Consider the following 23,540-nt stretch of genomic DNA (forward strand, 5'->3'; position numbering starts at 1 on the left):
GAGAATTGGGAGGGTGATTACTAATTTCTGGGCCAGGCCTAAAATGGAGGCCTTGGCCCATGACACAGACGGCGCTGTCGGTTCGGCTCGTCGACGAACGATTGAGACGACATCAGTGTGTGCGGTGCGGGACACCGCATCGGCAGTATCGTCCGGGGGCGCGCACCCGCTGCCTCGCTTGCCGGTGGCGGTATCGACCCGATCGGGTCGCCCGTGAGCTGCAGATCTTGCAGCTCTTCTGCTTGGAGATCTCGGCGCTGCGGACGGCGCGAGAACTGCGCAGGAGTCCCTTGCCGATCTGGCAGCGCTTTATGGCCTACCGCCGCTGGATGGCCACGATGGCCGAGACGGAAGCCCGGCCGCTGACCGGGGAACTGGAATGCGATGAGAGCTATTTCGGCGGCCGTCGCCGCGGAGGGCGGCGGGGGCGCGCCCGTGGCCCAAAAGTCATTGTCTTCGGCATCTTGGAACGGCAGGGCCGGGTCAGCACCGTCGTCGTCCCCCAGGCCGATGCAGCGACGCTGATGCGGGAAATCGAACGTCGAGCGCTCAAAGGTGCCGTCTTCTACACGGATCGCTTTAGCAGCTATAAATCCCTGCGGCGCTACGGCAAACACCTGCCGGTCGACCATGGGCAGACCTATGTGCAGCGGGGGCGTCATTACCTTCGCCACATCAACGGCATTGAAGGGTTCTGGAGCTACGCCAAGGAACGCTTGCGCAAGTATCATGGCGTCAGCCGCTTGCACTTCCCGCTCTATCTGAAGGAAATGGAATTTCGGTTCAATCATCGCCGGGATGATCTGTTCGAGTTGCTTGGGACTCACTTGTTGAAGGTCTTGTTCGAGTATCCGATTGGCTATTCCACCTAAGGAAAAAGAGGCCTTGGCCCAAGATTTAGCAATCACCATTGGGAGTTAGGCATGGCGAGCGTTATCGAATCTGTCGAGGAGCCATTGCGGGTCCGTCTGATGATGGATGAGCCGAAGGACATGAGTGATAACGGGTTGCCCGTTGTTACGTTCATTGATAGGCGTGGAAATCGATACTCCCTTCAAGGGAAAGCGGACCGAGAGGGCTGTATCGACCTCCTGTTCCCTAAGGAGATTCTCCTCGTGCCTGGCGTTCTCGACGTCAGTTGTTATAAAGGAAAGCCAGCACTGATGATTCCGTGGACGCCTGGTCTCTCCTTCATGTCCAAGGTAGTCAGGCTAGAAGATTATGATCTAAGTTATTTCCGAGACGTTGAGGCGCGGCATCCTGGCATAGGTGAACGACCTCCTTGCGACGTATCATTTGTTGTCCTGGCCAAGAACGAGGAGAAGTATCTTTCTGCAACACTAAAAGCAATTAAGGCTCAAGATGGCCTTGCAGACTATGAAATAATTGTCATAGACTCTGGCTCCCGTGATGGCACTCCAAATATTGCCCTACAAGAGCGGGCTTACTTAATACGAATTCAACCAGAAGAATTCGGCCACGGCCGGACGCGGAATCTTGGTGCATATCTGGCGCGAGGTACGTTTGTATGCTATCTCAACGCTGATGCCATTCCAGTTAATCCTCAGTGGTATATAAGTCTAAGACGTCACCTGGACAACGGTCATGTTGTGGCAGCCTGCTCGCGGCAAGTCCCTCGGTCCACTTGTGACCCTTTGCGCAAGCATGAACTATTGTCCTGGCCTTTCCCTCAGGCGGTCCGTGAGCCCCAGATAATGTCCATGGGGCAACCGGCTGAGTTTTTGAGTCTATCTCCCGTTGAGAAGAGACAGCGTATTTATTTTGAAACCGTTAGTTGCTTGGTCCGACGGGCAACCATGCTCGAATACCCATTTGCAAATGTCCCATTCGGGGAAGATTTCGAGTGGGCCAAGCGAATGATGGAGAACGGAGCGAGCCTAGTGTACGAACCTCTGTCGATGGTTGAACACTCCCATGACCTTTATCGATCCCTAACAGTAGCTTTAAGGAAGGCTTTCGACGATCACTCTTTTCTTTGCAGGACAATTGGCCCACAGGTTAATAGAGAGTTCAAGGAATTGGTGCGCCACTTTGGAGTCATGATCCGAGTTGGTTGGACAGTGGCATGGAAAGAAGATCTCTCGCTTAGAGACAAAGTGAGTTGGACGATTTGGTTGCCCTTTGTGTCCGCCGCAAGGGCCATAGGGCTTTTTCTTGGCAGCCTTCCGTGCGCGACTGATGCACGAATGAGCCATTTATTATCACTGGTCGGGGCTCTAAAGCGGCGATAGGCCGTTGTCGACCGCAATGAAGGATTATGGAAAGAGAACGCAAAAGGTTTAAGTACTGGTTTACAGAGCCGTTCTGTGTGGGAAGGCAGCACACTCTCTCGCTTCCGCGCGCGCTCTACCTCATTTGGCAGCATCGCGTTGATCTGCAGGCACTCTACAATTTGGACACTGAATCAGGGTATGGCGGGTTTGTGGTGTGGTGGATCGGAAGCGGGCGGAGAGAGTATCCAGGGCTGGCCAAAGAGCTGGACGAGGCGATGGCTCCATATCTTTGTGAGCCGCTCCGTGCGGGAAGACAGCACAGTCTCTCGCTTCCGCGCGCGCTCTACCTCATTTGGCAGCATCGGGTTGATCTACAGGCACTGTACGATCTGGAGACAGAATCGGGGTATGGTGAGTTTGTGGTCTGGTGGCTCCAAGGTGGCTGGAAGGAGTATCCAGGCCTTGGAGAGGAGTTCCATCGGGGACTCGCGGCATACCTAACACAGCCATCGACAGGAATTGTGCATGACCCAGACCAGATCATTAGCATGCTCTTGTTCCTCACACGGGTCGTTTGTCCTGATGATCTTCAGAGAGGGCTTAACCTGAGGACGGAAAAGGGACGCCGATCTCTTCTTCAATGGTGGAAGGAATCGGGCGAGACTCAAGCCCGGAACCTGTTAGGTTTCTTTTCTCAAGACGACACGGACAGACTGAATCGCGATACGAATGTTCCAGCAGGTCAAGCACCAGACACCCAGGTTCCGAATGGTGTAAATCTTGTCGGTTGGGTGCGTGGTGAACTCGGAATCGGTGAAGATGTTCGAATGGCGGCGGCCGCATTGACAGCAGCGGGGGTCCCTCACGTTCTTTTCGATGCGCCCATAACATGTAATGCTCGGATGATGGATGGCCGGTTAGCCAATTCTGTGGTCAAGGAACCCTGCTACCGCGCGAACGTTGTTTTCATGCCAGCGTTTGAGACATTTCGCCTTTTCCTCGAGGCGGGGCCGGGCCTGTTTGAGGGAAGGTTCACGATAGGTGCATGGCAATGGGAGCTGCCATACGGCCCGGACCAGGCCTCCGGGTTCTATCGGTTGGTTGATGAGATTTGGGCATCAACGCGATTCACAGCAGACTCTTTCCGATGCTCGGCTTCGGTTCCCGTCTTAGAAATGCCAATGGCTGTATCCTTGGAGCCGTGTGAAAAGTACGCACGGAAGCACTTTTCGCTCCCCGATAGACGGTTTCTTTTCCTTGTGATGTTCGACGGCCATTCGTGGCTGTCACGTAAGAATCCAGTAGCGGCCGTTCGAGCTTTTGTATGCGCCTTTCCAAAAACCAACCGGGATGTAGGAATAGTTATTAAAGCAATGCATGTGGAGAGACACTCCTCGGAGTGGGAAGAGATTCTTCGCTATGCGGCTTCTGATGAACGAATTACAATCGTGGATGAGGTCTTCGATCGTGACCGTGTAATCGGGCTGATACAGTGCTGCGATTGTTATGTCTCGTTGCATCGTGCTGAGGGCTTCGGACGGATCATTGCTGAAGCGATGCTTCTTGGGAAGCCGGTGATTGTCACAAATTTTTCTGGTAATACCGACTTTACAACACGGGAAACTGCGTTGCTCGTCGATGGTCCTCTAGTCCCACTAAATGCAGGAGATTACTTCTTTGCCGATGGCCAGTACTGGTGTGATCCGAACGTTGATGAGGCAGCTGAACAAATGCGGACTTGCTTGGATCATTCCGAACTAAGGCAGAAGATTTCAAAAGCTGGGCAGCAGTTTATCCGTGAGCACTATAATCCGGAAGTGGTCGGTCGAAGATATAGAGACCGGCTGGAAAGCCTTGGCCTGATCACTGGGTATAGAGAGGCAAAAGCGAGAATGACCTGCTAATCAAGTAGATTTTAGCTTCCGTAGAGAAAATTGTTATCGGCGTCTCTTAGCCTCGGCGCATTAGCGTCTTTGGATGAAACTGAGGGACTCTGTATTGGCCAATGGATGCCGAGATCAGGGTCATTCCACACTATTCCCCGATCGTGTTCTTGTGAGTAATACCCTGTCATTTTATAGAAGACATCAGCAATGTCAGAGAGAACGCAAAATCCATGTGCGAAACCAGGCGGAACATATAGCATTTTGTTGTTCTCTTCGGTCAGATCAACTCCAACCCATTTCCCGAAATGTGGGGATCCTTTTCTCATATCGATGGCGACATCAAAGATGTGACCGCGAAGGCACCTCACTAATTTACCGATACTCGCCGGTTCCTTCTGGTAGTGTAATCCTCTAAGAATGCCCTTCATGGAGCGAGAGTGGTTGTCCTGAACAAAATGAGGAATACCAAATGCAGAAAAATCTCGCTCCTTGTACGATTCAACGAAAAAGCCTCGCGCATCTTTAAACATTTCATGCTCAATGAGAACCAGATCAGGAATTGCAAGGCGTGTGGACGAAAATTTCATTGTCACTCTCCCTATGTTCAAATCCGACACAACGTGCAACTCTACCCGTATCGCCTATGCCCGTCAAGTGCATTTTCCCTGCGCTAACAGGTAGCGGAATGTATCGATGTGCGAGCCTAATCTAGGAAGTACGGAGTCAGCGCGGTGTCTTGCCGAGAAGACATGATCTTGTCGAGACACCGAATCAACTATCGGTTGTCATGAATTGCCAAGTAGTATTAGTCGCGCCATGAAGGAGAATTACCCGATATGGCTAGAATCATTGGAGCACAAGTTAAATAGCAGGAGACAGAGAGCCCAAAGGCATTGATGAAACATCGGCTTAACTCCCCTGTAGTCACTGCGATCATTACTGCTCTTCTCTATGGATTATTCATTGCGGCTCGGTTGTCGCAGGTTAACTTTGACGCTTCTGCTTTCGTGGTTGCCGGTGACCGATTTTGCGACCCCAGCCAAGTTCCGACCGGTTTAAGAGTTATTTCCAAATCCGATGGTTATGACGGTCAGTTTTACTACCGGCTGGCTTTAAATCCCTTCACGTCAAAGCCTGCAGAGTTCGGGATTGAACTCGATAACCCATTCTTTCGTCAGCAGCGGATCTTCTATCCACTGCTTGTCTGGTCCTTGTCGGGTGGCAATGAAAGGGCGGTTGTTCTGTGGTTGCTGTTGGTAAACTTCATTGCCATAAGTGTTCTTGCTCTCATCGCAGGCTTAATTGCCCAAGTGTCGGGGCGGCACGCTCTCTTGGGCTTGACTTTCTCGCTGTATCCCGGCTTCCTTTTTACCATTTCTCGAGATCTCACGGAGATCCTTGCTATCTGTTTTGTTCTGGCCGGTATCCTGCTTGTCCGAAAAAAGCGATTTTCGCTCGCAACGATGCTGTTGACTTTCGGGATCCTTACGAAAGAGACCACCCTTCTCTTCAGCGTCGGGTTAATTATGATGAGTGTAGCATCTGCTCTGGAACTCACTGCTCGCGCCGAGGGACGGATTCCATGGTATGTGGGTGGTATGCCTCTTCTAGTCTACGGAGCCTGGCGAGTGGTGTTAACGTATAACTGGGCGGATGTGCTACATGCCTATCCGGATAGGAGCCGAGGCGCTATTGGCCTGCCATTCAAGGGGCTGACAACCTTCATCAGTCAAGGCCTCGATTTTTCGGCGCCCATCCACATCCGTTGGTCTGTTGGCTTGCTGTTCATCCTGGTGTTCGTCTCTATTGCTTTAAAGGCTTTTAGAACATCGGGTGCATCGGTCGGTGAAAAAGCTTGTTTCGTGTTTTATGCCATGCTCGCCGCGGTGCTTACTAGATGGGTCTGGGTCGAAGACTGGGCGTTCATGCGAGCACTTACGGAGTTCTACATGGCTGGCAGCCTCATTGTCGTTCAATCATCGAGCACGCTGTCCCGAGTAGCATTGGCAAGCTGCGCTGGTGTTTGGGCTTTCTTGGCTTCAGCCCTATTAGGAAGATTTGGAGCGGAATTGATCTAACTCAGGGGGGGTGCGCATGAATCATCCAACACCAAGCGTTTCCGTCGTCATGCCCGTTTACAATGAGTTGCAGTTCATTGAACAGGTGATCGAGCGAGTTATGGCGACGAGGATCCCTTCCGAGCTGGTGATCGTCGATGACTGCTCCACGGACGGTACTCGCGAGCTGCTAAAAAAGCTGGTCGAGCGCGAGGGAGGCCGGTGCTCGATGAAGCTGGTATTACAGGAAAAGAATAGTGGCAAAGGCGCTGCTCTTCAGCGGGGGTTCGATGAGGTGAGCGGGGATGTTGTCATTGTTCAAGATGCAGACCTCGAATATGATCCCCGTGATTACCCCAGTATCTTGCAACCAATCCTGGATGGGAACGCTGATGTCGTCTTCGGCTCCCGATTCCTCGGTGGCGCTCACCGGGTCCTGTACTTCTGGCATGCAGTGGGTAACAAGATGCTTACTCTGCTCTCGAATATGACTACGAATATTAATCTTTCCGACATGGAGACGGGCTATAAGGCTTTTCGGGCCTCGATTCTCCGAGAAATCCGCTTTAGGTCTTGTCGGTTTGGATTCGAGCCGGAGTTTACAGCAAAAGTTGCGAAGAGGGGGTATCGCATTTATGAGGTGCCCATCAGTTACAGCGGCCGCACCTACAAGCAGGGAAAAAAGATTACATGGCGAGACGGGCTGGCGGCGCTTTGGTGGATTATCCGATATAGGATTGCGGATTGATTTGCGAAGCAGCCTGCGGGATTGATATGGCTCCTCCGGTTGAGTATCCAGGAAACGAATTAGCGGCAATGGCTGCGGCAGGAAATTACTACCGATGGATCTTCAATCAGTTTAGACCGTTCATCGGGCGTCGAATTCTGGAAGTTGGTGCCGGGCTCGGGACCTTCTCATCCCACTTGCTGGACTGTCAACCGGACCAGCTTTGGTTGATTGAACCAGCACCTAATCTTGTAACACACCTCCAGGCTCGTTTCGTCTCATACACCACGGTTCGAGTGTTGCAGGGTGATCTTTTAGACGCTCAAGAGGTTCTTGCAAGTAACGTTGTTGATACGATCATCAGTGTCAATGTGTTAGAGCATATCGAGGACGACCAGAGCGCCCTACAGATTATGAAAGAACTACTCTCTAATAAGGGTCATCTTCTGCTTTTTGTTCCTGCGCTTCCATGTCTCTACAATTCACTGGATGCAGCCTTCGGCCACCATCGGCGTTATCGCAAGCAGGACCTTATGCACAAGCTTACCGCTGCCGGTCTCCTCCCAATTCATTCGCGCTATGTCAACATGATTGGTATGCTGGGGTGGTGGTATAGTGGGGCCGTCCGCAAGCAGCGGAACCTTTCAGTGTCTGCGGTTGGGTTTTATGACCGGTATGTTATTCCAGCCACCATGGCTCTCGAAAGCAGACTCTCTCCCCCTTATGGCCAGAGCCTCTTAGCAATTGCGCGAGCGGGTTAGGAACCTTTTCATTCCGTTGGCCTTCTGTACTCGCATGGAAATCGCTGATTTATGATCTGACTCCGGTCATCGATGCTGCCTGCCTATACCGTCGCGATTATCCGTGCCGATTCTTCTCCAGTGGGGCATATACTTTGCGCTGCGTTTTCACATGCATATAGCCCAAGCCAGGTGATCGTCAGCGATGCAGTGGACGATGTAAGTGACGCAATAGTCCTGAGCAAAGCGAGTCACGTGCAGTCTGTTGACGATGTGAAGACCTTTCTTCACCGTGGTGGCAAGGTGATCGTTGCAGGTCAGGCCGATCCGACAATCGAAAGTCTTTCAGGAGTTCGATACCGGGGTAAGCTGCACCCCTCGTTAGGGGAGATCAAGGCTGATGCTCATGGCGCTGCTTCACACTCTCTTGCCGAGCTCGTCTATGAGCCCGCTGTCCTTCGGCTTGGGGGCAGTCCTTGGCTCCGACGTTGGCTCGTCCGTCATGATTATGAAAGGAGCTGGAATAATCTTGGATTTGGTCCGATCACTACCGATGGCTCACCGTGGGCGGTGTCCGGCGAATATCAAACTGTGGCCGCGACACCAATCGCGTACATTGAGAGCCAAGACAGTCGCATCACCCCGTTCATGGCGATTAGGGATATTGGCCGAGGGGCGATCCTATGGGTGAATCGACCTGTCGCCTTTTCGGATTCGATCGAGATGGTTCTGCTTTATCGGTTTATCAGTTTCTATCGAGCAGGCGAAGCAAAGTGTCCGCCGCTCCTGCTCCAAGTTCCCAATGGACTGAGCTCGGGCGTTACCATGCGATTTGATTGCGATGAAGATCTGGACAGCGGAAGAGATCTATTTCATTCGCTTGCCTCATCGGGCATGAAACCGTCCGTTGCCGTCGTGGCTGCTCTACTCAAGGAACCTCGTCATGTTCTTGGACTCAAAGAGATCAAACAACTGGACGGAGCCGTCCTTAGCCACAGCGTGACTCATCCTTCCTCATGGGGAGGAAGTTATGACGCTGCTCGGTATGAGGCTGAACAGTCCCGGTCATTAATCGAGGCAGTGTTGCAGAAGACTAGCCCCGTGATCGGCGCCGTCTCCCCCTTCCATCAGAATCCACCATTTGCGTTTCATGCCTTAGCAGATGCAGGCTATGTCGGTGTGGCAACGGGCTTGGCTTCCTGCGATCCAGAAGCATTGGTGGGATGGGGCGGGCGCTATCCTATGCAAGCAAGGGGGGCTCACATTATCGTCCACGCCCAACAGTGCATGCTCCATGGTGATATCGTGCATGAGCAGAAGGGAATCAACGAATATGTCAAAAGTTTTGATGCACAGCGGTGGGGATGGTCGATTTTCGGTTATCTTGATCATCCTCCCAGTGAGCGGTATCAGTATGGTTGGGCGAGCAAGGATGAACAAATTGGCGCGCATCGGCTCTTAACACAACACATCCTCATGCACCGCTCTGATCTATGGATTGCGAATGAAGACGAAGTGATGCTTTACCTATCCGCTCTCAGCCATCTGAACGTTATCAAGGAGGAGCATTCTGACAGAGAGATCCTGGTAAAGATTGATACCGCAGGCCTTTCGGCAAAAGAAAAACAATTCATGGCGGGACGATTCTTTACGATGGCCGCCGCCCCGGCTCTGCTTGTTGTCCCAGTCCATGGTGCTTCAGTTATGACTGGCCATTCACCTTTCGAACACATACGCATACTGATCGCAGGAGACGGCGGCCAATTTCGTTACACGAGGGCTTCGTGAAGACGGTCATGGTGACGTTCGGGACAAGGCCTGAGGCAGTAAAGCTCGCGCCTGTTGTCTCGGCCTTAATGGCCGAAAAGTCATTTCGGACGGTTGTTGTCGTTACGGGACAGCATCGCGAGATGCTGGACCCGCTCTTGAAACTCTTCGACATCAAGCCTGAGTTCGATCTTCGAGTGATGACGCACAACCAGACCTTATTCCAGTTGACCGGGCGGGTGCTCAGGAAGATAGAGCGTGTCCTTCATGAGGTACAACCTGACTGTGTGCTGGTACAAGGAGATACGAGTACGGCTTTCCTGACCGCTCTGGGGTGCTACTACAAAAAGGTCCCAGTTGGGCATGTTGAGGCGGGGCTTCGGACAGAAAACAAATATTCCCCTTTTCCTGAGGAGATGAACCGTCGTCTCATCGCGAGTATTGCAGAATGGCATTTCGCCCCAACTGAACGGGCGCGTGAGGCGCTTTTAAAAGAACATGTCAATCCCGCTAGCATTTTTGTAACCGGCAATACCGGTCTCGACGCCGTTCTTCAAGTCAGCCAATGGGCTCGAACGGAACGGCTGGCGAAGTTGCACAAGGATTTCCCGTTCTTGGCTGACGAGGGATTGAAGATCGTCTTGGTAACCGCGCACCGACGTGAAAATTTGGGCCACAACCTGCGGGAAATCTGTGTTGCGATCCTAGAAATTGTTCATACGTGGCCAAATGTCCGTGTTATTTTTCCGGTCCATCTAAACCCGGCGGTTCGCCGTGTCGTGCTACAGCTTCTCGATGGCCATGACGGAATTGTTTTGTGCGAGCCGGTGGACTATCCAGAGTTAATCTACATCCTTACACGTGCATACTGCGTCCTTACGGACTCTGGTGGAATCCAGGAAGAAGCGACTTTTTTGGGAAAGCCGTTCCTCGTTCTGAGAGACTGCACCGAGCGTCCGGAAGGAATAACGCAAGGGCCAGGAAGACTAGCAGGAGTTCGGGCTGGTCAGATTCTAAAGGAAGCGGCGGTACTCCTCAATGACGTCGTTGAATACCGCCGTCGTTCGAAAAGGTCGAGAGTATTTGGCGATGGTCACGCTGCTGCGCAAATTGTCAGAATTCTCAAGCAGGTCATCAATCGGTGAGATGATCTAATTTACATGCTTACAGATCAAGACATTGTGTGCTTCGCTTCAGCGCACTTTTATCAACAGTCCAGGCTCACGGTCCACCATCTGATGACAGGGCTGGCGAAGTCCAACCGCGTTTTATTTGTTGAATCGCTCGGTCTTCGCAGCCCCTCAATGACGAGCGCCACGGATGTGCGGAAAGTCCTCCATCGTATATCTGGTTGGTGCGGGGGGGTGAGAAAGGAAACCGAGAATCTTTATGTCTACTCGCCCATCGGGATCCCGTTTCACGGCTGGTCCTGTGTTCGATATTGCAACGCAATCTGGCTCTCACGGTCGCTCAAACGGATCATGAAGGGCTTGAGGTTTCGAAGACCCATTGTTTGGATGTTCTTGCCGACCGCCGCCGGCGCGGCACAACAGCTCGCTCCCTCGCTTGTTGTCTATCATTGCGTTGATGATTATTCAGCCAACCCTTCGGTTGATGCTCCTACGATAAGTCGGCTCGAGTCCCAGGCGATCAAAGCGGCTGATGTTGTGTTGACGACATCACCTAAGCTGTTTAGGGAAAAGCGAGCCGTCCATCCCAGGACCTACTATTTTCCAAATCTGGGGAATATCGAAGCCTTTCTCGAAGAGGGGCATCGGGCTTTGATCCTCATGGACGAAATCGCAAGCCTCCAACGGCCAGTGATCGGATTCGTGGGAAACGTATCGGGGTATAAAGTCGACCTAGAGCTTATCGCTATGCTGGCCGACAGCCGACCCAAGTGGAATTTTGTGCTCATTGGTCCTATTGGAGAGGGTGATCCATCTACTGATGTCCGATTGCTTCAGGACAAACCGAATGTCCTTCTCCTCGGACCTCGTCAGGCAAATGAAGTACCGCAATATGTCCATGCTTTTGATGTCTGTCTCATCCCTTATCGGGCCAACCAGACGACTGACAGCGTTTTTCCACTGAAATTCTTTGAGTACTTGGCCTTGGGGAAGCCGGTGGTAAGCACCGAGCTCGAATCGTTACTCGACTATAAGGACTTGTGCTATCTCACCAGCCGCGAAAAGTTTCTCTCTGCAATTGAGGCGGCCCTAAAGGAAGATGGTAATGAAGCGAGGAGGCGAATCGAGTACGTTTCTGGTTTGTCCTGGAGCCGTCGTATTAACGATGTGGGCACCATTATTCAGGCTGCACTTGATGGCCGCGGGGAGAAGTAGAAGTAGCTTGGCATCCGAGAAACGAATGTTCTCGTTGAGGTTCTTGCCGCTTGAGAGTCGCCATTGTTCATGATTGGTTGACAGGCATGCGTGGCGGGGAGCGATGCCTGGAGGCACTGTGCGAGCTTTTCCCAAAGGCACCGATCTACACGTTGCTTCATGTCCCAGGGAGTGTTTCGGCAGCCATTGAGGAGCATCAGATCGTCACAAGTTTTGTTCAATCCCTGCCCTGCGTCACGTCCTGGTATCGCTACTACCTCCCGATTTTTCCATCTGCGATCGAACGATTCAATTTCGACGACTTCGATGTCATCCTCAGTTCAAGCCATTGTGTGGCCAAGGGCGTTAGAGTGCCTAAGGGGGTGTGCCACATTTCGTATATTCATACCCCGATGCGCTACGTATGGGATCAGTATGACAGCTATTTTGGCAAGGGGCGGTGCGCTTTCATCACGCGCTCAGTGATGTCAGCAGTCCGCGTCAGCCTACAAAAGTGGGATGTTGCATCTTCTAGTCGGGTTCATTATTTTGTCGCCAACTCTCAGCACGTTGCTGATCGCGTCCGGCGTCATTATAGCCGTCACTCGTCGGTCATCTGCCCACCAGTTGACTATGGAGCTTTCGCTATTTCCGACGAGCGACAAGATTACTATCTAGTTGTTACGGCCTTTGCCCCTTACAAACGAGTCGATCTTGCGATAGAAGCATGCAATCGCTTGAGCCGTCCCCTGAAGATCATTGGAAGTGGTCAGGACGAACAGCGGTTGCGAGCACTTGCAGGTCCAACCGTTGAGTTTCTAGGCTGGCAGCCGGATGAGGTCCTTCGTCGGCACTACAGTCGCTGTAAAGCATTGTTGTTTCCAGGGCAGGAGGATTTCGGTATAGTGCCCCTGGAGGCAATGGCATCTGGGAGGCCAGTCATTGCGTATGGAAAAGGTGGGGCTCTCGAAACAGTTGTGGCGATGAACCCGGTTGAACCGGGAGTCGGAGGGTCTGGAGCGGCGGCCCCGACGGGTGTCTTCTTTTATCAGCAGACCACGGAGGCGGTTTGCGAGGCTATTCAGTTGTTCGAAAAGAATGAACGGCGATTTGACCCTGAGGCCATTCGACAGCATGTAGCACGCTTTGATCGGGCATGCTTTAAGAACAGAATGCATGACTTCGTGCATTCGTCGTATGAGGAGTTTACGAGACAACGCGAATGTTGAAGCGACGGGCTGAATTTCTTAAAAGCTTGCTGTTCTTGTTCGACCTTGCGCTCATCTGCCTCTGCTGGCTGGGAGCGTATGCGATACGGTTTTCTGGAATACTAGAGCCAGTGACGAAAGGTGTCCCACCGCTGGAGCCTTATCTATGGTTATTGGTTCCCATTGTGCTCGTTTGGGGGTTTTCCTTCCAAGCATTTCGTCTGTACCGTCCGCGGCGGATGGGCACCCATATCGCCGAATTTGTTGACCTGGCGAAGGCGAATACCCTGTCAGTGCTCATCTTGGTGGCGCTGACGTTCTTTATTCGTCAGTTCGAGTACTCCCGGCTAGTACTACTTTATTTCTGGCTTCTCAATCTTGTCGCTCTTGGATTCTCACGTGTCGTGTTTCGAGAAGCTCTCCGCTTCGCTCGTAGGCTTGGATTTAATCAGCGATACGCATTGATAGTGGGAGCAGGGAAACTAGGACAAAAGCTGGTGTATTCGCTCCAACAGCATCCGGAGCTTGGGGTAAAGGTTCGAGGTTATCTCACACGAAGGCCGGAAAAGTTGGGTGCGGTTTTTGAGGGAGTAAGCGTTGTTGGCACATATGACCAACTGGAAGAGAAGGTAGGTGCGGGTATCGATATAGTCTTCGTGTGTTTGCCGCCTGAAGCTGAACTGTATGCTGAGAAAATACTGGCCTATTTGACGACAACGCTTGTTGAGGTCAAGGTGGTGCCGGCCTTCTATGAGTTTATGACCGTGCGTGCTGATGCAGAAATGTTTGAAGGCCTACCGATTATTACCTTACAAGGCACGCCTCTACATGGTTGGAACGTCGTCATTAAACGCGCTATGGACATCGCCGGTGCTGCCCTAGCCATCATCTTATCATCGCCGATGTTTGTTCTGGCAGCGGTGTTGATCAAATGCACGTCTCAAGGGCCCATCTTTTTCCGTCAGGTCAGAATGGGCCTGGACGGGCGGGCCTTCGAAATGTTGAAGTTTCGTTCAATGCGTGTTGATGCGGAATCGGTGACCGGGCCCGTCTGGGCTCAGGTTGGTGATACGAGGCGGACGTGGATCGGATCTTGGCTAAGACGGACCAGTTTAGATGAGCTTCCTCAATTTTGGAATGTCCTCAAGGGGGATATGAGCATCGTCGGTCCTCGGCCCGAACGACCTGAGTTTATCGCGGAGTTTCGTGCGAGATTTCCACAATACATGCTCCGACACAAGATGAAGGCCGGTATCACCGGGTGGGCTCAAGTGAACGGGTGGAGGGGAAACACCTGCTTGGAGAAGCGCATCGAGCATGACCTCTATTACATCGAGCACTGGTCCGTTCTTTTTGATCTCAAGATCATGTGGTTGACGATCTGGAAGGGGATGGTCAACAAGAATGCCTACTGAACCGCCCTTCTTCTTGCCCCGTTTACTTCGTTCATCTCTACACCTCACGGGCACGTGAAGATTCGTCTCGCCGCGTGGCACCTGAGAGACTTCAACGTCGGTTTGGGGCGGATGTCGCCAGTACTCAGCATCCCGGTCTTCGAGCGTAGTGCCTGGGAGCAGGCGGTCTCTCTGTTTCCTGAAGGGAGAAATGATTTGCTCATGTTGAACGTGATGAAGTAAAGTTGAACATGCTGTTTTGAAGGTAACACAATGGCTCAAAGGTTGGACCGCATCACTGTCGATCCTGAAGTCTGTATGGGACAGCCTGTCATTCGCGGATTGCGGATTACTGTCTCGTTCCTTTTCAAGCAATTGGCCGGCGGCCAGACAATACCAGAAATTTTAGAAGCTTATCCTGAGCTGGAAGAGGAGGATCTGAAGCAAGCGATGCACTATGCGGCTTGGCTTGCCAGCGAATACTCACGGCCCTTGCCATCCCCGGTTAATTGACCTTGCCCCTGAAGCTGGTCGCAGATCTTCATATTTCTCCAAAGACGGTTGATGCGCTTCATAAGCAGGGCTATTTTATTGCTCGGGTCGCAGACGATCTTCCTCCTACTGCCACAGACCTGCAGATTGTCGAACTGGCCAAACGTCTCGATGCCTCAATCCTGACCCAGGATCTCGATTTCTCTTCGCTTGTCGCTCAAGCCGGAACATCCTTCCCGAGCGTCTTGTCACTCCGTGTTCAAAATGTCTCCCACCAACACCGTGACGGATCTTTTGTTGGCGGTCCTTCCTACGCTAAGAACGCAGTTGGAACAAGGGGTGCTTATCTCGGTCGATGATGCCGGCATCAGAATTAGATCGTTGCCAGTCACATAGGAATCTGCAACTTAGTGACGGCGATTGTTCGGGCGGAGGCTTAGCAGCATTGTGAACATCCGTCTCGCCGCGTGGCACCTGAAAGACTTCAACGTCGGGTTGGGGCGCTATGCTCGGAGTCTCATCGAGGCGATTGGAGCCGTTGACCGGAGTCACCAGTATGAGATTTTCATGCCGGCGTCGGCGATCATCTTTCCTGCTCGTCCGAATGTCCGCTATCACAAATTGACCATTCCGGTCTTCAAGCGCCGGGTCTGGGAACAGGCCGTCTCTCTGTGCCCAGGCGGCTATGACGTGCTCCACTTCCCTTATGACTCCTGTGTGCTGTGGAAGCGGGGACGGTTCCTCGTCACGATCCATGACGTCAAGCCGTTGCTCTTCAACTTGGGACGGCCATCGCCGCCGTGGCTGGAGCGGCTTCTCGTCCGTGACCGCCGGGCGATGATCGACCATGTCATCACGGATTCGGAGTCATCACGCCAGGATATCGTCAAGCACCTGGGCTATGACGAGGATCGTGTCACGGTGGTCTATCCGGGGGTCGATCTGCTCCGGTTCCGGCCGAAAACCGATCGGCCGGCGGCCGCAGCGCGTCCCTACGTCCTGTCCGTGGCCGGGAACGATCCCACCAAGAATGTCGAGACCCTGATCGACGCGTTCGCCCGGCTGCCTGCCGCATTACGGGATTCGCACCACCTGGTCCTTGCCGGCGATTTCCGCCGACGGCCCGACCTGAAAGAGCGGGTGGCTCAGGCAGGGCTGGAAGGCCGAACGGTATTCACCGGCGTCGTGAGCGATGAGCGGTTGATCGACCTGTATCAGGATGCGGCGCTGTTCGTCTTTCCCTCGCGCTACGAGGGGTTCGGGCTGCCGGTGTTGGAAGCGATGGCGTGCGGATGCCCGGTGATCAGCTCGAATGCGTCGTCTTTACCCGAAGTGGCCGGGGCCGCGGCGATCCTGATCGATCCAGTCGACGTCGAGGGACTGGCTCAGCAGATGGGACGGGTTTTGGAGGATCAGGGCCTTCAACGCGCGTTGCGCGAGCGAGGGCTGGCCCAGGCGGCTCAGTTTTCCTGGGAGCGAACAGCACGAGAGACCATTGCGGTGTATGAGAAGGTGGCGGGCCTAACAGGATGTTGAAAAAGGCCCCCAGCTTTGTTCTCGCGTCGCTCAGGACCTCAACGTACCGCACCACGGGAACAGAGCTGTCTTGGCAGCTCGGGGTGGGCGGGTGATGAGGAGACGCCTCGGCCAAGACACTGCCGGCTCACCATCTCGCCGGCGTGCACAAACGTGTCGTCACTTATTCGTGACGACGTGCACCTCGCTGCGGCCGCGCTGGATGGCCTTTTTGAACATCCTGTGGGTCATTCTGCTACAGCACCATTCTCCTGAAGTTCCGAGTCTCTGGGTCCTCAAAATAGCTTCCGACAGCCTGCTAGAGAAAGCCTGAGAGCAGGGCCGCGACGGAAACCGATTGAGCTTTATCCCGCTGTTCAGTATCCTACGGCGCTGCGGCAAACGATCTGCGGAGGGCTTCGTCGTTTCAGCCGAAGGGCCTGCGGCCTCGCATCTACCCGCACCGCCTCGCCCGGCCGCGAAGGCCTACTCGGACTTCTCGGCCTAGTTAACCTTACGAAGGACCACGACTGTGGATTCGCATGCTCGATCACGCAGACTCTCCCACAGTGAGAAAGAACGTGTTGAGCAGGAACTGAAAGCGGCGCTTGGAAAACGCCCCGAAGTGCTCTTTGCGTTTCTGCACGGCTCATTTATCCAGGAAGGGACGTTCCGGGATATCGACCTTGCCCTGTATATCCACTCTGAACGGCCGCACATCTCGAGCTACCGAGAGTATGAAGTGGATCTCGGAGTTCACCTCACCTTCCAGATACGAATTCCAGTCGATGTCCGTGTCTTGAATGATGCCTCGGTGGCGTTTCGATATCATGCGTCCAAGGGCCGCGTCCTGCTCGTCAGGAACGCTGACTTGCTGGATGAATTCCGTATCAGGACATGGGATGAATATTTCGACTTTGCTCCCTTTGCCCGACGCTACCTGTGGGAGGCGATGGGTGGCGAGATCTTGAGGGGTAGTGGGGTAAAGGGGTAGGCGGTAAGCGGGAAGGCCTAAGGCATGCATATCCTCATCACCGGCGGCGCCGGATTTCTTGGGAGTCATCTCTGTGAGAGCCTGATCGGCCAGGGGCATCAGGTTCAATGCCTGGACAATCTGATCACCGGGCGGGCCGAGAATATCGCCCATCTCCTCGGACACGAACGGTTCAGCTTCGTCAAATACAACGTCTGCGACTACTTGCACGTCGACGGCCCGCTGGACGCCGTCCTGCACTTTGCCTCGCCTGCCAGCCCTCAAGATTATCTCGAATATCCGATCGCGACGCTGAAGGTCGGTGCGTTGGGGACGCACAAGGCCCTGGGCCTCGCGAAGGCAAAAGGGGCGCGCTTCCTGCTCGCCAGCACCTCGGAGGTCTACGGCGATCCACTGGTCAATCCCCAGCCGGAAAGTTACTGGGGGAACGTCAATCCCATCAGCCCGCGCGGCGTCTACGACGAAGCGAAACGGTTTGCGGAAGCCATGACGATGGCCTATCACCGCTACCACGGCGTCGATACGAGGATCGTCCGGATCTTCAACACCTTCGGCCCGCGAATGCGGCCCAACGACGGCCGGGTCGTCTCGAACTTCATCGTCCAGGCGCTGCAAGGTCAACCCCTGACCGTCTTCGGCGACGGCCGGCAGACGCGAAGCTTCTGCTATGTCGATGACCTCGTTCGGGGCATTATTGCCCTCGCGATGACGCCATCCGATAAGACGGTGGCGCAACGCACCGACCGCAGCGGGTTTCTTTCCGAAGGGCGACCGGCGAGCGAGAGCATCCACGACCCGGTGAATCTCGGGAATCCGCGGGAGCTCACGGTGATCGACATTGCCCAGCTCGTGCTCAAGCTGACGGGGTCCTCGAGTCAGATCAAGCATCATCCGCTCCCGGTGGATGACCCCAAAGTCCGGCGGCCGGATATTCGGCGGGCGAAAACCCTGCTCGGCTGGGAGCCGGCCGTCACGTTGGAAGAAGGCCTCGCGAAGACGATCAGCTACTTCCGAACGATCGTTCACGGATGAAGAACGGGATAGTGGCTCGAAAATTAGCGGAGATGGAAGACACACTGCGCCGTCTGCGCGAGCATCTCCCAACCGACTACGAAGAATTTCGAAAAGATTGGGCTCGTCAAAAACTGGTCGAACGAGCTCTCCAAATCATGATTGAGGCGATGATCGATATCGGCGAACGTGTGATCGCGTTGACGGGCGGAGCTCCTGCTGAAACCTCCGTGGCGGTGCTGGAACGGTTGCAAGTGCTCGGGGTCATTCAAGACGCGAGTCGATATGCCCCTATGGTTCGCTTCAGAAATTTTCTGGTTCATCAGTATGAGGAAGTGGATTTGAGCATCGTGTATGGGATCATAACGAAGAAGCTTGGAGACATTGAGGCGTTCGCAGCAGAGGTCAAGGCCTATGCCGAAAGTCATTGATGTGCAGCGGCTGGAAGAGGTGATGAAGTCGGTTGCCGGCGCCGAATTCTCCCTGCTGTTCGGGTCCGGACGTAGCGGACATCTGCCTAAGGTCGATTCGGATATCGATGTCGCGATCTACTTGGATCATCCGCCTGATCTCGATGAGCGATTGCATATTCTCGGGCTCATTCAGGACTCCCTCCATACGGATCGAGTGGACTTGGTCTTCCTGAATGTGACCGAGAACGTGACGCTTCAGCGGGAGGCGCTGAAGGGACGATTACTCACGTGTCGTGATCCAGAAACCTATGCCTCCTTCTTCTCTTTGGTAGATCGCCGTGGCCGCGATGAGGAGGAGCGAATCAAGCGCGCCTGGGCGATGCGCCGGGAAATAAACAGTGGACGTTCATCGTGAATCGTTAGTGGTCAACAGAAGGGCAGGAGATGCCGTGGTTTTCAACGAGGGTCTCCTGCGATTAACGATTCACGTTTAACGATTAACATTTCCAGGAGGTCTCATGAAAGGCGTGGTTCTCGCCGGCGGGCTCGGTACGCGGTTACACCCATTGACACGGGTCACGAACAAGCATCTCTTGCCGGTCTATGACAAGCCGATGATCTATTATCCGATCCAGACCTTGGTGAACGCCGGCATCCGGGAGATCATGCTCGTGACGGGAGGCAACAGCGCCGGGGATTTCCTCAAGCTCCTGGGGAACGGGAAGGAGTTCGGGCTTCATCACGTCGATTACACCTTTCAGGAGGGTGAGGGCGGGATCGCCGACGCGCTCCGGCTGGCCGAGTATTTCGCCGACGGCTGTCCGATCTGCGTGATCCTGGGCGACAATCTCATCGAGAACAACATCATTCGCGCCGCCCGGGCGTTTCGCGAGCAGCAGCGCGGAGCCAAGATCCTGCTGAAGGAGGTCAAAGACCCCCAGCGGTTCGGCGTGCCGGTGCTCGAAGGCGACCGCGTGGTGAAAATCGAGGAGAAGCCGAAGAACCCGCGCTCGTCGTACGCGGTCACCGGCATTTACTTCTACGACGCCCGGGTGTTCGACATCATCAAAACCCTGCGGCCGTCCGGGCGCGGAGAATTGGAAATCACCGACGTGAACAACGCCTACATCGAAAGCGGCGAGCTGACCTGGGACGTGCTCGACGGCTGGTGGACGGACGCCGGCACGATCGAGTCCCTCTTCCTTGCCAATCAACTGGTCGCCCGGACGGGAGCGAACAAGGTTGGATAGGGGTAATGGGGTAAGTTGTATGGTGGTAGAGGTGCGCCCGAAGAGCTGAATATGGGAAAGGGGATGATGGTAGTGACAGAAGAAGGGATTGCGGGACAGCGGGAAGCGTGACTGGACAGGGAGAAACAGGGAGAGATGCACTGGAGGGACTTGGACGTCTGGAAGAACGCACACTCGATGGTGCTGGACACGTATAGGTTTGCTGATCAGTTTCCCGAGACCGAAAAGTTCCGGCTGACCACACAGCTTTGCCGAGCAGCAGTGTCAGTGCCGGCGAATATTGTGGAGGGAAGCGCAAGGCAATCGACAAAAGAATATCTTCACTTCCTTGCAACAGCGAGAGCATCCCTGGAAGAGACGAGATACTTTGTGTTATTGGCGAAGGATCTTGGTTATCTCCAAGAAAATGACTATGATGACCTCGAGTTGAAAATGGCGACCGTCAGTCGTCTGCTCAACGGCTTGATTCGCTCCCTGCGAAAGAAACGAACGGGCCTGCTCATAACCCATAACCCATAACCCTCTATCCCTACCAACCATGATTATCTTACTGACTGGTGGCGCTGGTTTTATCGGGTCGCATTTGGTTCGGCGGTTGTTGGCGAGCGGGCATCGGGTCATCAATGTCGATGCCCTGCGCTATTCGGGGAATCCGGACAACCTGCGTGACCTCGAAGGCCATGCGAGCTATACCTTCGTGCACGGGGACATTTGCGACGCCACGCTCATCGCCCGACTGTTCGGCGACCATCGGATCGACGCGGTGGTGAATTGCGCGGCGGAGACGCACGTCGACCGGTCGATCCTCGAGCCCGGTGGCTTCGCCAAGACCGACGTCGTGGGAACGGCGACGTTGCTGGAGGAGGCACGGCGGGCGAAGGTCTCCCGATTTCTCCAGGTGAGCACCGACGAGGTGTACGGCAGCGTCGAGACCGGCTGGTCCAAAGAGGACGACGCGCTCGAGCCGCGCAGCCCCTATTCGGCGAGCAAGGCCGGCGCCGATCTCCTGGTCCGGAGCTACTGGACCACCTACCGCTTCCCGGTCGTCATCACGCGGGGCAGCAACACGTACGGTCCCAACCAATACCCTGAAAAGTTCATCCCGCTCTTCGTGACCAACGCCATCGAGGATCAGCCGCTTCCGCTCTACGGGGACGGCAAATACCGCCGCGACTGGCTCTCAGTGTTCGACCACTGCAGCGGGATCGAGTTCGCCCTGCAGCACGGCGAGCCGGGGCAGGTCTACAACATCGGCGGTGGGAACGAACGCGAGAACATCGACGTGGCCACGAGCATCCTCACCCATCTCGGCAAGCCCTCGTCCTTGATTCGCTACGTGCAGGACCGCCCGGGCCATGATCGCCGGTACGCGATCGATTGCAGCCGGATTCATGCCCTCGGGTGGAAGCCGGCCGTGCCGTTCGAGGAGGGATTGCGGGCGACGATCGACTGGTACCGGGACAACCCGGGCTGGTGGCAGAAGATCAAGTCCGGCGAGTTCCGGCAGTACTACGAACAGATGTATCGCCAGCGCTTGGCGGAAGGGCGATCATGCGCGTCTTCCTGACGGGCGCGAACGGGCAGCTCGGTCATGAGCTGCAGCACGTCCTTGCCGGCCATGAGCTCGTCCTCGGTGTGCGTCCCGCCTTCGATCTTCTGACCGCCGATGTCGAAGCCCTGATCGCCACATCCGAGCCGGAGGTGGTGATCCACGCGGCCGCCTACACTCACGTCGACAAGGCCGAGCAGGAGCCGGACCTCGCGATGGCGGTCAATGCCGCCGGGACGGAGCGGGTGGCGCGGGCCGCGCAGAAGGTCGGCGCACGGATGATCTACGTCTCGACGGATTACGTCTTCGACGGCGGGAAGGACGCCCCCTATCTCGAGTCCGATGACCCCCACCCATTGAATTGGTACGGCCGCTCCAAGCTGGAAGGGGAGAGGCGGGCGCAGGCGCTCTGTGCCCGTACGGTGATCGTCCGGACGTCCTGGGTGTACGGCGCCCACGGAGCGAACTTCGTGAAGACCATCATCCGCTTGAGCAAAGAGCAGCCGGCGCTCAGGGTCGTGGCCGATCAGCGGGGGACGCCGACCCATGCCGGGGACCTCGCGGTGGCCATCGGCCGGATTCTGGAGCGACCTGACTTGAGCGGGATCACGCATGCGACCGGGGCGGGAGACTGCACCTGGTATGACTTTGCCGTCGCCATCGTCTCCGAGATCGGCGCGCCCGTACCCGTGCTGCCCATTACCACCCAAGAGGCGAATCGTCCCGCCCCACGGCCGGCCTATTCGGTCTTGGCAAACCGCGTGCTCATGCAGGCGGGGATCGTCTTGCCCGACTGGAAGGACGCGCTCTCCCGCTACGTGCGTGACACTCGATCGGCCCAATCACACTAATGTAAGTAAGGCAGGGAACATGAAACGGGCACTGATCACCGGCATTACCGGACAAGATGGTTCGTATCTCGCCGAGCTCTTGCTGGAAAAAGGCTACGACGTGCACGGCATCATTCGCCGGGTCGCGATCGAGGATCCCGAGCATCGGCTGTGGCGCATCCTGCACTTGCGCGATCGTCTCCATTTGCACGCGGCGTCGCTCGAAAGCCTGCCGAGCATCTATCGCGTGTTTCAGGCCGTGCAACCGGATGAATGCTACCATCTGGCCGCGCAGAGCTTCGTGACCTACTCCTTCGAGGACGAGTTTTCCACGCTCAACGCGAACATCAACGGCACCCATCATGTGCTCTCCGCGCTGCGAGACTGCACGCCGACGTGCCGGTTCTACTTCGCCGCCTCCAGCGAGATGTTCGGAAAGGTGGCCGAGGTGCCGCAAACCGAGAAGACCCCCTTCCATCCGCGCTCGGCCTATGGGATCTCCAAGGTCACCGGGTTCCACCTCACCCGCAATTATCGCGAGGCCTACGGGATCAAGGCCTGTGCCGGCATCCTCTACAACCACGAATCGCCGCGGCGCGGGTTCGAGTTCGTGACACGCAAGATCACCTCACATGCCGCCCGCATCAAGCTGGGCCTCGCCAAGGAATTGCGCTTGGGGAACCTGGATGCCAAGCGAGACTGGGGTCACGCACGCGACTACGTGGAAGCCATGTGGCTCATGCTCCAGCGTGAGCCGCCGGGGGACTATGTCGTGGCAACCGGTGAGCAGCATTCCGTCCGCGAATTTGCCGAGACGGCGTTCTCGCACGTCGGGCTGAATTATCGCGATCACGTGGTCGTCGATCCGCAGCTTCTCCGTCCCGCCGACGTCGAAACGTTGCTGGGGGATGCCTCCTTGGCACGGCGGGACCTGGGATGGACCTGTCGAGTCGGGTTCAAGGAGCTGGTGCGCGAGATGGTAGAGTCCGATCTGCGGCTCTTCTCTTCTTCCCGCTAGGCAGGATGTTGAAAAAGGTCCCCAGCTTTGTTCTCGCTTCGCGCAGGACCTCAACGTACCGCAAAGGGTACGCTTCGGCCCTTCGCTTTGCTGCGGCCGCGCTGGATGACCTTTTTGAACATCCTGTTAGG

At 55.1% G+C, this 23,540-nt stretch carries 24 protein-coding genes; 23 read left to right on the plus strand and 1 reads right to left on the minus strand.

Annotated elements, in window-relative coordinates; all coding sequences use genetic code 11:
* Positions 1 to 59: 59 nt before the first annotated feature.
* Genes ACWHYV_RS05920 through ACWHYV_RS05930 form a run of 3 tightly spaced genes read left to right on the plus strand, consistent with a single transcriptional unit; the run spans position 60 to position 4,138 of the window.
* Entirely contained in the window at positions 60 to 872 is an 813-nt protein-coding gene (locus ACWHYV_RS05920; RefSeq protein ID WP_447979733.1) for an IS1595 family transposase, read from the plus strand.
* A 51-nt stretch (positions 873 to 923) separates the two neighbouring features.
* Positions 924 to 2,252, plus strand: coding sequence for a glycosyltransferase family 2 protein (locus ACWHYV_RS05925; RefSeq protein ID WP_447979734.1), 1,329 nt, complete (start codon positions 924 to 926; stop codon positions 2,250 to 2,252).
* Between the two features lie 26 nt (positions 2,253 to 2,278).
* The gene (locus tag ACWHYV_RS05930; RefSeq protein WP_447979735.1) at positions 2,279 to 4,138 is read left to right on the plus strand and encodes a glycosyltransferase family 4 protein; all 1,860 of its coding nucleotides are present in this window, start codon (positions 2,279 to 2,281) and stop codon (positions 4,136 to 4,138) included.
* An 11-nt stretch (positions 4,139 to 4,149) separates the two neighbouring features.
* Here the strand turns inward: ACWHYV_RS05930 and rfbC are convergent, their stop codons facing one another.
* Positions 4,150 to 4,707, minus strand: coding sequence for a dTDP-4-dehydrorhamnose 3,5-epimerase (rfbC, locus tag ACWHYV_RS05935; protein WP_447979736.1), 558 nt, complete (start codon positions 4,705 to 4,707; stop codon positions 4,150 to 4,152).
* A gap of 309 nt (positions 4,708 to 5,016) precedes the next feature.
* On the opposite strand from rfbC, the gene ACWHYV_RS05940 reads away from it, so the two are divergent.
* The 20 genes from ACWHYV_RS05940 to ACWHYV_RS06035 all read left to right on the plus strand — a co-directional run bounded on the left by ACWHYV_RS05940 (position 5,017) and on the right by ACWHYV_RS06035 (position 23,409).
* Positions 5,017 to 6,198, plus strand: coding sequence for an AZOBR_p60025 family cell surface glycopolymer formation protein (locus ACWHYV_RS05940; protein WP_447979737.1), 1,182 nt, complete (start codon positions 5,017 to 5,019; stop codon positions 6,196 to 6,198).
* Between the two features lie 16 nt (positions 6,199 to 6,214).
* Complete coding sequence (locus tag ACWHYV_RS05945) at positions 6,215 to 6,925, plus strand: glycosyltransferase family 2 protein (RefSeq protein WP_447979738.1); 711 nt, start codon at positions 6,215 to 6,217, stop codon at positions 6,923 to 6,925.
* Positions 6,922 to 7,665, plus strand: coding sequence for a class I SAM-dependent methyltransferase (locus tag ACWHYV_RS05950; protein WP_447979739.1), 744 nt, complete (start codon positions 6,922 to 6,924; stop codon positions 7,663 to 7,665). The genes ACWHYV_RS05945 and ACWHYV_RS05950 overlap by 4 nt, the downstream gene beginning before the upstream one ends.
* A 72-nt stretch (positions 7,666 to 7,737) precedes the next feature.
* Entirely contained in the window at positions 7,738 to 9,432 is a 1,695-nt protein-coding gene (locus tag ACWHYV_RS05955; RefSeq protein WP_447979740.1) for a hypothetical protein, read from the plus strand.
* Positions 9,429 to 10,556: a non-hydrolyzing UDP-N-acetylglucosamine 2-epimerase gene (gene wecB, locus ACWHYV_RS05960; protein ID WP_447979741.1), complete on the plus strand. Its 1,128-nt coding sequence runs from the start codon at positions 9,429 to 9,431 to the stop codon at positions 10,554 to 10,556. Before ACWHYV_RS05955 ends, wecB begins: the two co-directional genes overlap by 4 nt.
* 378 nt (positions 10,557 to 10,934) lie before the next feature.
* Positions 10,935 to 11,756, plus strand: coding sequence for a glycosyltransferase (locus tag ACWHYV_RS05965; RefSeq protein WP_447979742.1), 822 nt, complete (start codon positions 10,935 to 10,937; stop codon positions 11,754 to 11,756).
* Positions 11,757 to 11,806: 50 nt separating this feature from the next.
* Positions 11,807 to 12,964 (plus strand): glycosyltransferase, encoded by a 1,158-nt coding sequence (locus ACWHYV_RS05970; RefSeq protein ID WP_447979743.1) that lies wholly within the window; start codon positions 11,807 to 11,809, stop codon positions 12,962 to 12,964.
* On the plus strand, positions 12,958 to 14,358 hold the full coding sequence (locus tag ACWHYV_RS05975; protein WP_447979744.1) for an undecaprenyl-phosphate glucose phosphotransferase: 1,401 nt from the start codon (positions 12,958 to 12,960) through the stop codon (positions 14,356 to 14,358). The genes ACWHYV_RS05970 and ACWHYV_RS05975 overlap by 7 nt, the downstream gene beginning before the upstream one ends.
* Before the next feature lie 252 nt (positions 14,359 to 14,610).
* Positions 14,611 to 14,850 (plus strand): DUF433 domain-containing protein, encoded by a 240-nt coding sequence (locus ACWHYV_RS05980; RefSeq protein ID WP_447979745.1) that lies wholly within the window; start codon positions 14,611 to 14,613, stop codon positions 14,848 to 14,850.
* A 2-nt stretch (positions 14,851 to 14,852) separates the two neighbouring features.
* Positions 14,853 to 15,188 carry a DUF5615 family PIN-like protein gene (locus ACWHYV_RS05985; protein ID WP_447979746.1) on the plus strand — a complete coding sequence of 112 codons (336 nt, stop codon included), beginning with the start codon at positions 14,853 to 14,855 and terminating at the stop codon, positions 15,186 to 15,188.
* Positions 15,189 to 15,276: 88 nt separating this feature from the next.
* Positions 15,277 to 16,365 carry a glycosyltransferase family 4 protein gene (locus ACWHYV_RS05990; protein ID WP_447979747.1) on the plus strand — a complete coding sequence of 363 codons (1,089 nt, stop codon included), beginning with the start codon at positions 15,277 to 15,279 and terminating at the stop codon, positions 16,363 to 16,365.
* 511 nt (positions 16,366 to 16,876) lie between these two features.
* The gene (locus ACWHYV_RS05995) at positions 16,877 to 17,338 is read left to right on the plus strand and encodes a nucleotidyltransferase domain-containing protein (protein WP_447979748.1); all 462 of its coding nucleotides are present in this window, start codon (positions 16,877 to 16,879) and stop codon (positions 17,336 to 17,338) included.
* A 24-nt stretch (positions 17,339 to 17,362) separates the two neighbouring features.
* Positions 17,363 to 18,370 (plus strand): UDP-glucuronic acid decarboxylase family protein, encoded by a 1,008-nt coding sequence (locus ACWHYV_RS06000; protein WP_447979749.1) that lies wholly within the window; start codon positions 17,363 to 17,365, stop codon positions 18,368 to 18,370.
* 32 nt (positions 18,371 to 18,402) lie between these two features.
* The gene (hepT, locus tag ACWHYV_RS06005; protein WP_447979750.1) at positions 18,403 to 18,780 is read left to right on the plus strand and encodes a type VII toxin-antitoxin system HepT family RNase toxin; all 378 of its coding nucleotides are present in this window, start codon (positions 18,403 to 18,405) and stop codon (positions 18,778 to 18,780) included.
* Complete coding sequence (locus tag ACWHYV_RS06010) at positions 18,764 to 19,177, plus strand: nucleotidyltransferase domain-containing protein (protein WP_447979751.1); 414 nt, start codon at positions 18,764 to 18,766, stop codon at positions 19,175 to 19,177. The genes hepT and ACWHYV_RS06010 overlap by 17 nt, the downstream gene beginning before the upstream one ends.
* 103 nt (positions 19,178 to 19,280) lie before the next feature.
* Positions 19,281 to 20,012, plus strand: a complete 732-nt coding sequence (locus ACWHYV_RS06015; RefSeq protein WP_447979752.1) for a sugar phosphate nucleotidyltransferase — start codon at positions 19,281 to 19,283, stop codon at positions 20,010 to 20,012.
* Between the two features lie 150 nt (positions 20,013 to 20,162).
* The gene (locus ACWHYV_RS06020) at positions 20,163 to 20,531 is read left to right on the plus strand and encodes a four helix bundle protein (protein ID WP_447979753.1); all 369 of its coding nucleotides are present in this window, start codon (positions 20,163 to 20,165) and stop codon (positions 20,529 to 20,531) included.
* Positions 20,532 to 20,550: 19 nt separating this feature from the next.
* Positions 20,551 to 21,579 (plus strand): dTDP-glucose 4,6-dehydratase, encoded by a 1,029-nt coding sequence (rfbB, locus tag ACWHYV_RS06025; RefSeq protein ID WP_447979754.1) that lies wholly within the window; start codon positions 20,551 to 20,553, stop codon positions 21,577 to 21,579.
* Entirely contained in the window at positions 21,564 to 22,412 is an 849-nt protein-coding gene (rfbD, locus tag ACWHYV_RS06030; RefSeq protein WP_447979755.1) for a dTDP-4-dehydrorhamnose reductase, read from the plus strand. Before rfbB ends, rfbD begins: the two co-directional genes overlap by 16 nt.
* Positions 22,413 to 22,431: 19 nt before the next feature.
* Positions 22,432 to 23,409: a GDP-mannose 4,6-dehydratase gene (locus tag ACWHYV_RS06035; protein WP_447979756.1), complete on the plus strand. Its 978-nt coding sequence runs from the start codon at positions 22,432 to 22,434 to the stop codon at positions 23,407 to 23,409.
* The last annotated feature ends 131 nt before the right edge of the window (positions 23,410 to 23,540 follow it).

The organism is Candidatus Nitrospira bockiana (assembly GCF_965152565.1).

Coding starts and splice junctions, on each gene's coding strand:
- ACWHYV_RS06010 (WP_447979751.1), top strand. CDS start 18,764: ATGCCGAAAGTCATTGATGTGCAGCGGCTGGAAGAGGTGATGAAGTCG.
- rfbC (WP_447979736.1), bottom strand. CDS start 4,707: ATGAAATTTTCGTCCACACGCCTTGCAATTCCTGATCTGGTTCTCATT.
- ACWHYV_RS06035 (WP_447979756.1), top strand. CDS start 22,432: ATGAAACGGGCACTGATCACCGGCATTACCGGACAAGATGGTTCGTAT.
- ACWHYV_RS05980 (WP_447979745.1), top strand. CDS start 14,611: ATGGCTCAAAGGTTGGACCGCATCACTGTCGATCCTGAAGTCTGTATG.
- ACWHYV_RS05955 (WP_447979740.1), top strand. CDS start 7,738: ATGCTGCCTGCCTATACCGTCGCGATTATCCGTGCCGATTCTTCTCCA.
- ACWHYV_RS05975 (WP_447979744.1), top strand. CDS start 12,958: ATGTTGAAGCGACGGGCTGAATTTCTTAAAAGCTTGCTGTTCTTGTTC.
- rfbD (WP_447979755.1), top strand. CDS start 21,564: ATGCGCGTCTTCCTGACGGGCGCGAACGGGCAGCTCGGTCATGAGCTG.
- ACWHYV_RS05945 (WP_447979738.1), top strand. CDS start 6,215: ATGAATCATCCAACACCAAGCGTTTCCGTCGTCATGCCCGTTTACAAT.
- rfbB (WP_447979754.1), top strand. CDS start 20,551: ATGATTATCTTACTGACTGGTGGCGCTGGTTTTATCGGGTCGCATTTG.
- ACWHYV_RS06000 (WP_447979749.1), top strand. CDS start 17,363: ATGCATATCCTCATCACCGGCGGCGCCGGATTTCTTGGGAGTCATCTC.
- ACWHYV_RS05930 (WP_447979735.1), top strand. CDS start 2,279: ATGGAAAGAGAACGCAAAAGGTTTAAGTACTGGTTTACAGAGCCGTTC.
- ACWHYV_RS05920 (WP_447979733.1), top strand. CDS start 60: ATGACACAGACGGCGCTGTCGGTTCGGCTCGTCGACGAACGATTGAGA.
- ACWHYV_RS05925 (WP_447979734.1), top strand. CDS start 924: ATGGCGAGCGTTATCGAATCTGTCGAGGAGCCATTGCGGGTCCGTCTG.
- hepT (WP_447979750.1), top strand. CDS start 18,403: ATGGAAGACACACTGCGCCGTCTGCGCGAGCATCTCCCAACCGACTAC.
- ACWHYV_RS06015 (WP_447979752.1), top strand. CDS start 19,281: ATGAAAGGCGTGGTTCTCGCCGGCGGGCTCGGTACGCGGTTACACCCA.
- ACWHYV_RS05940 (WP_447979737.1), top strand. CDS start 5,017: ATGAAACATCGGCTTAACTCCCCTGTAGTCACTGCGATCATTACTGCT.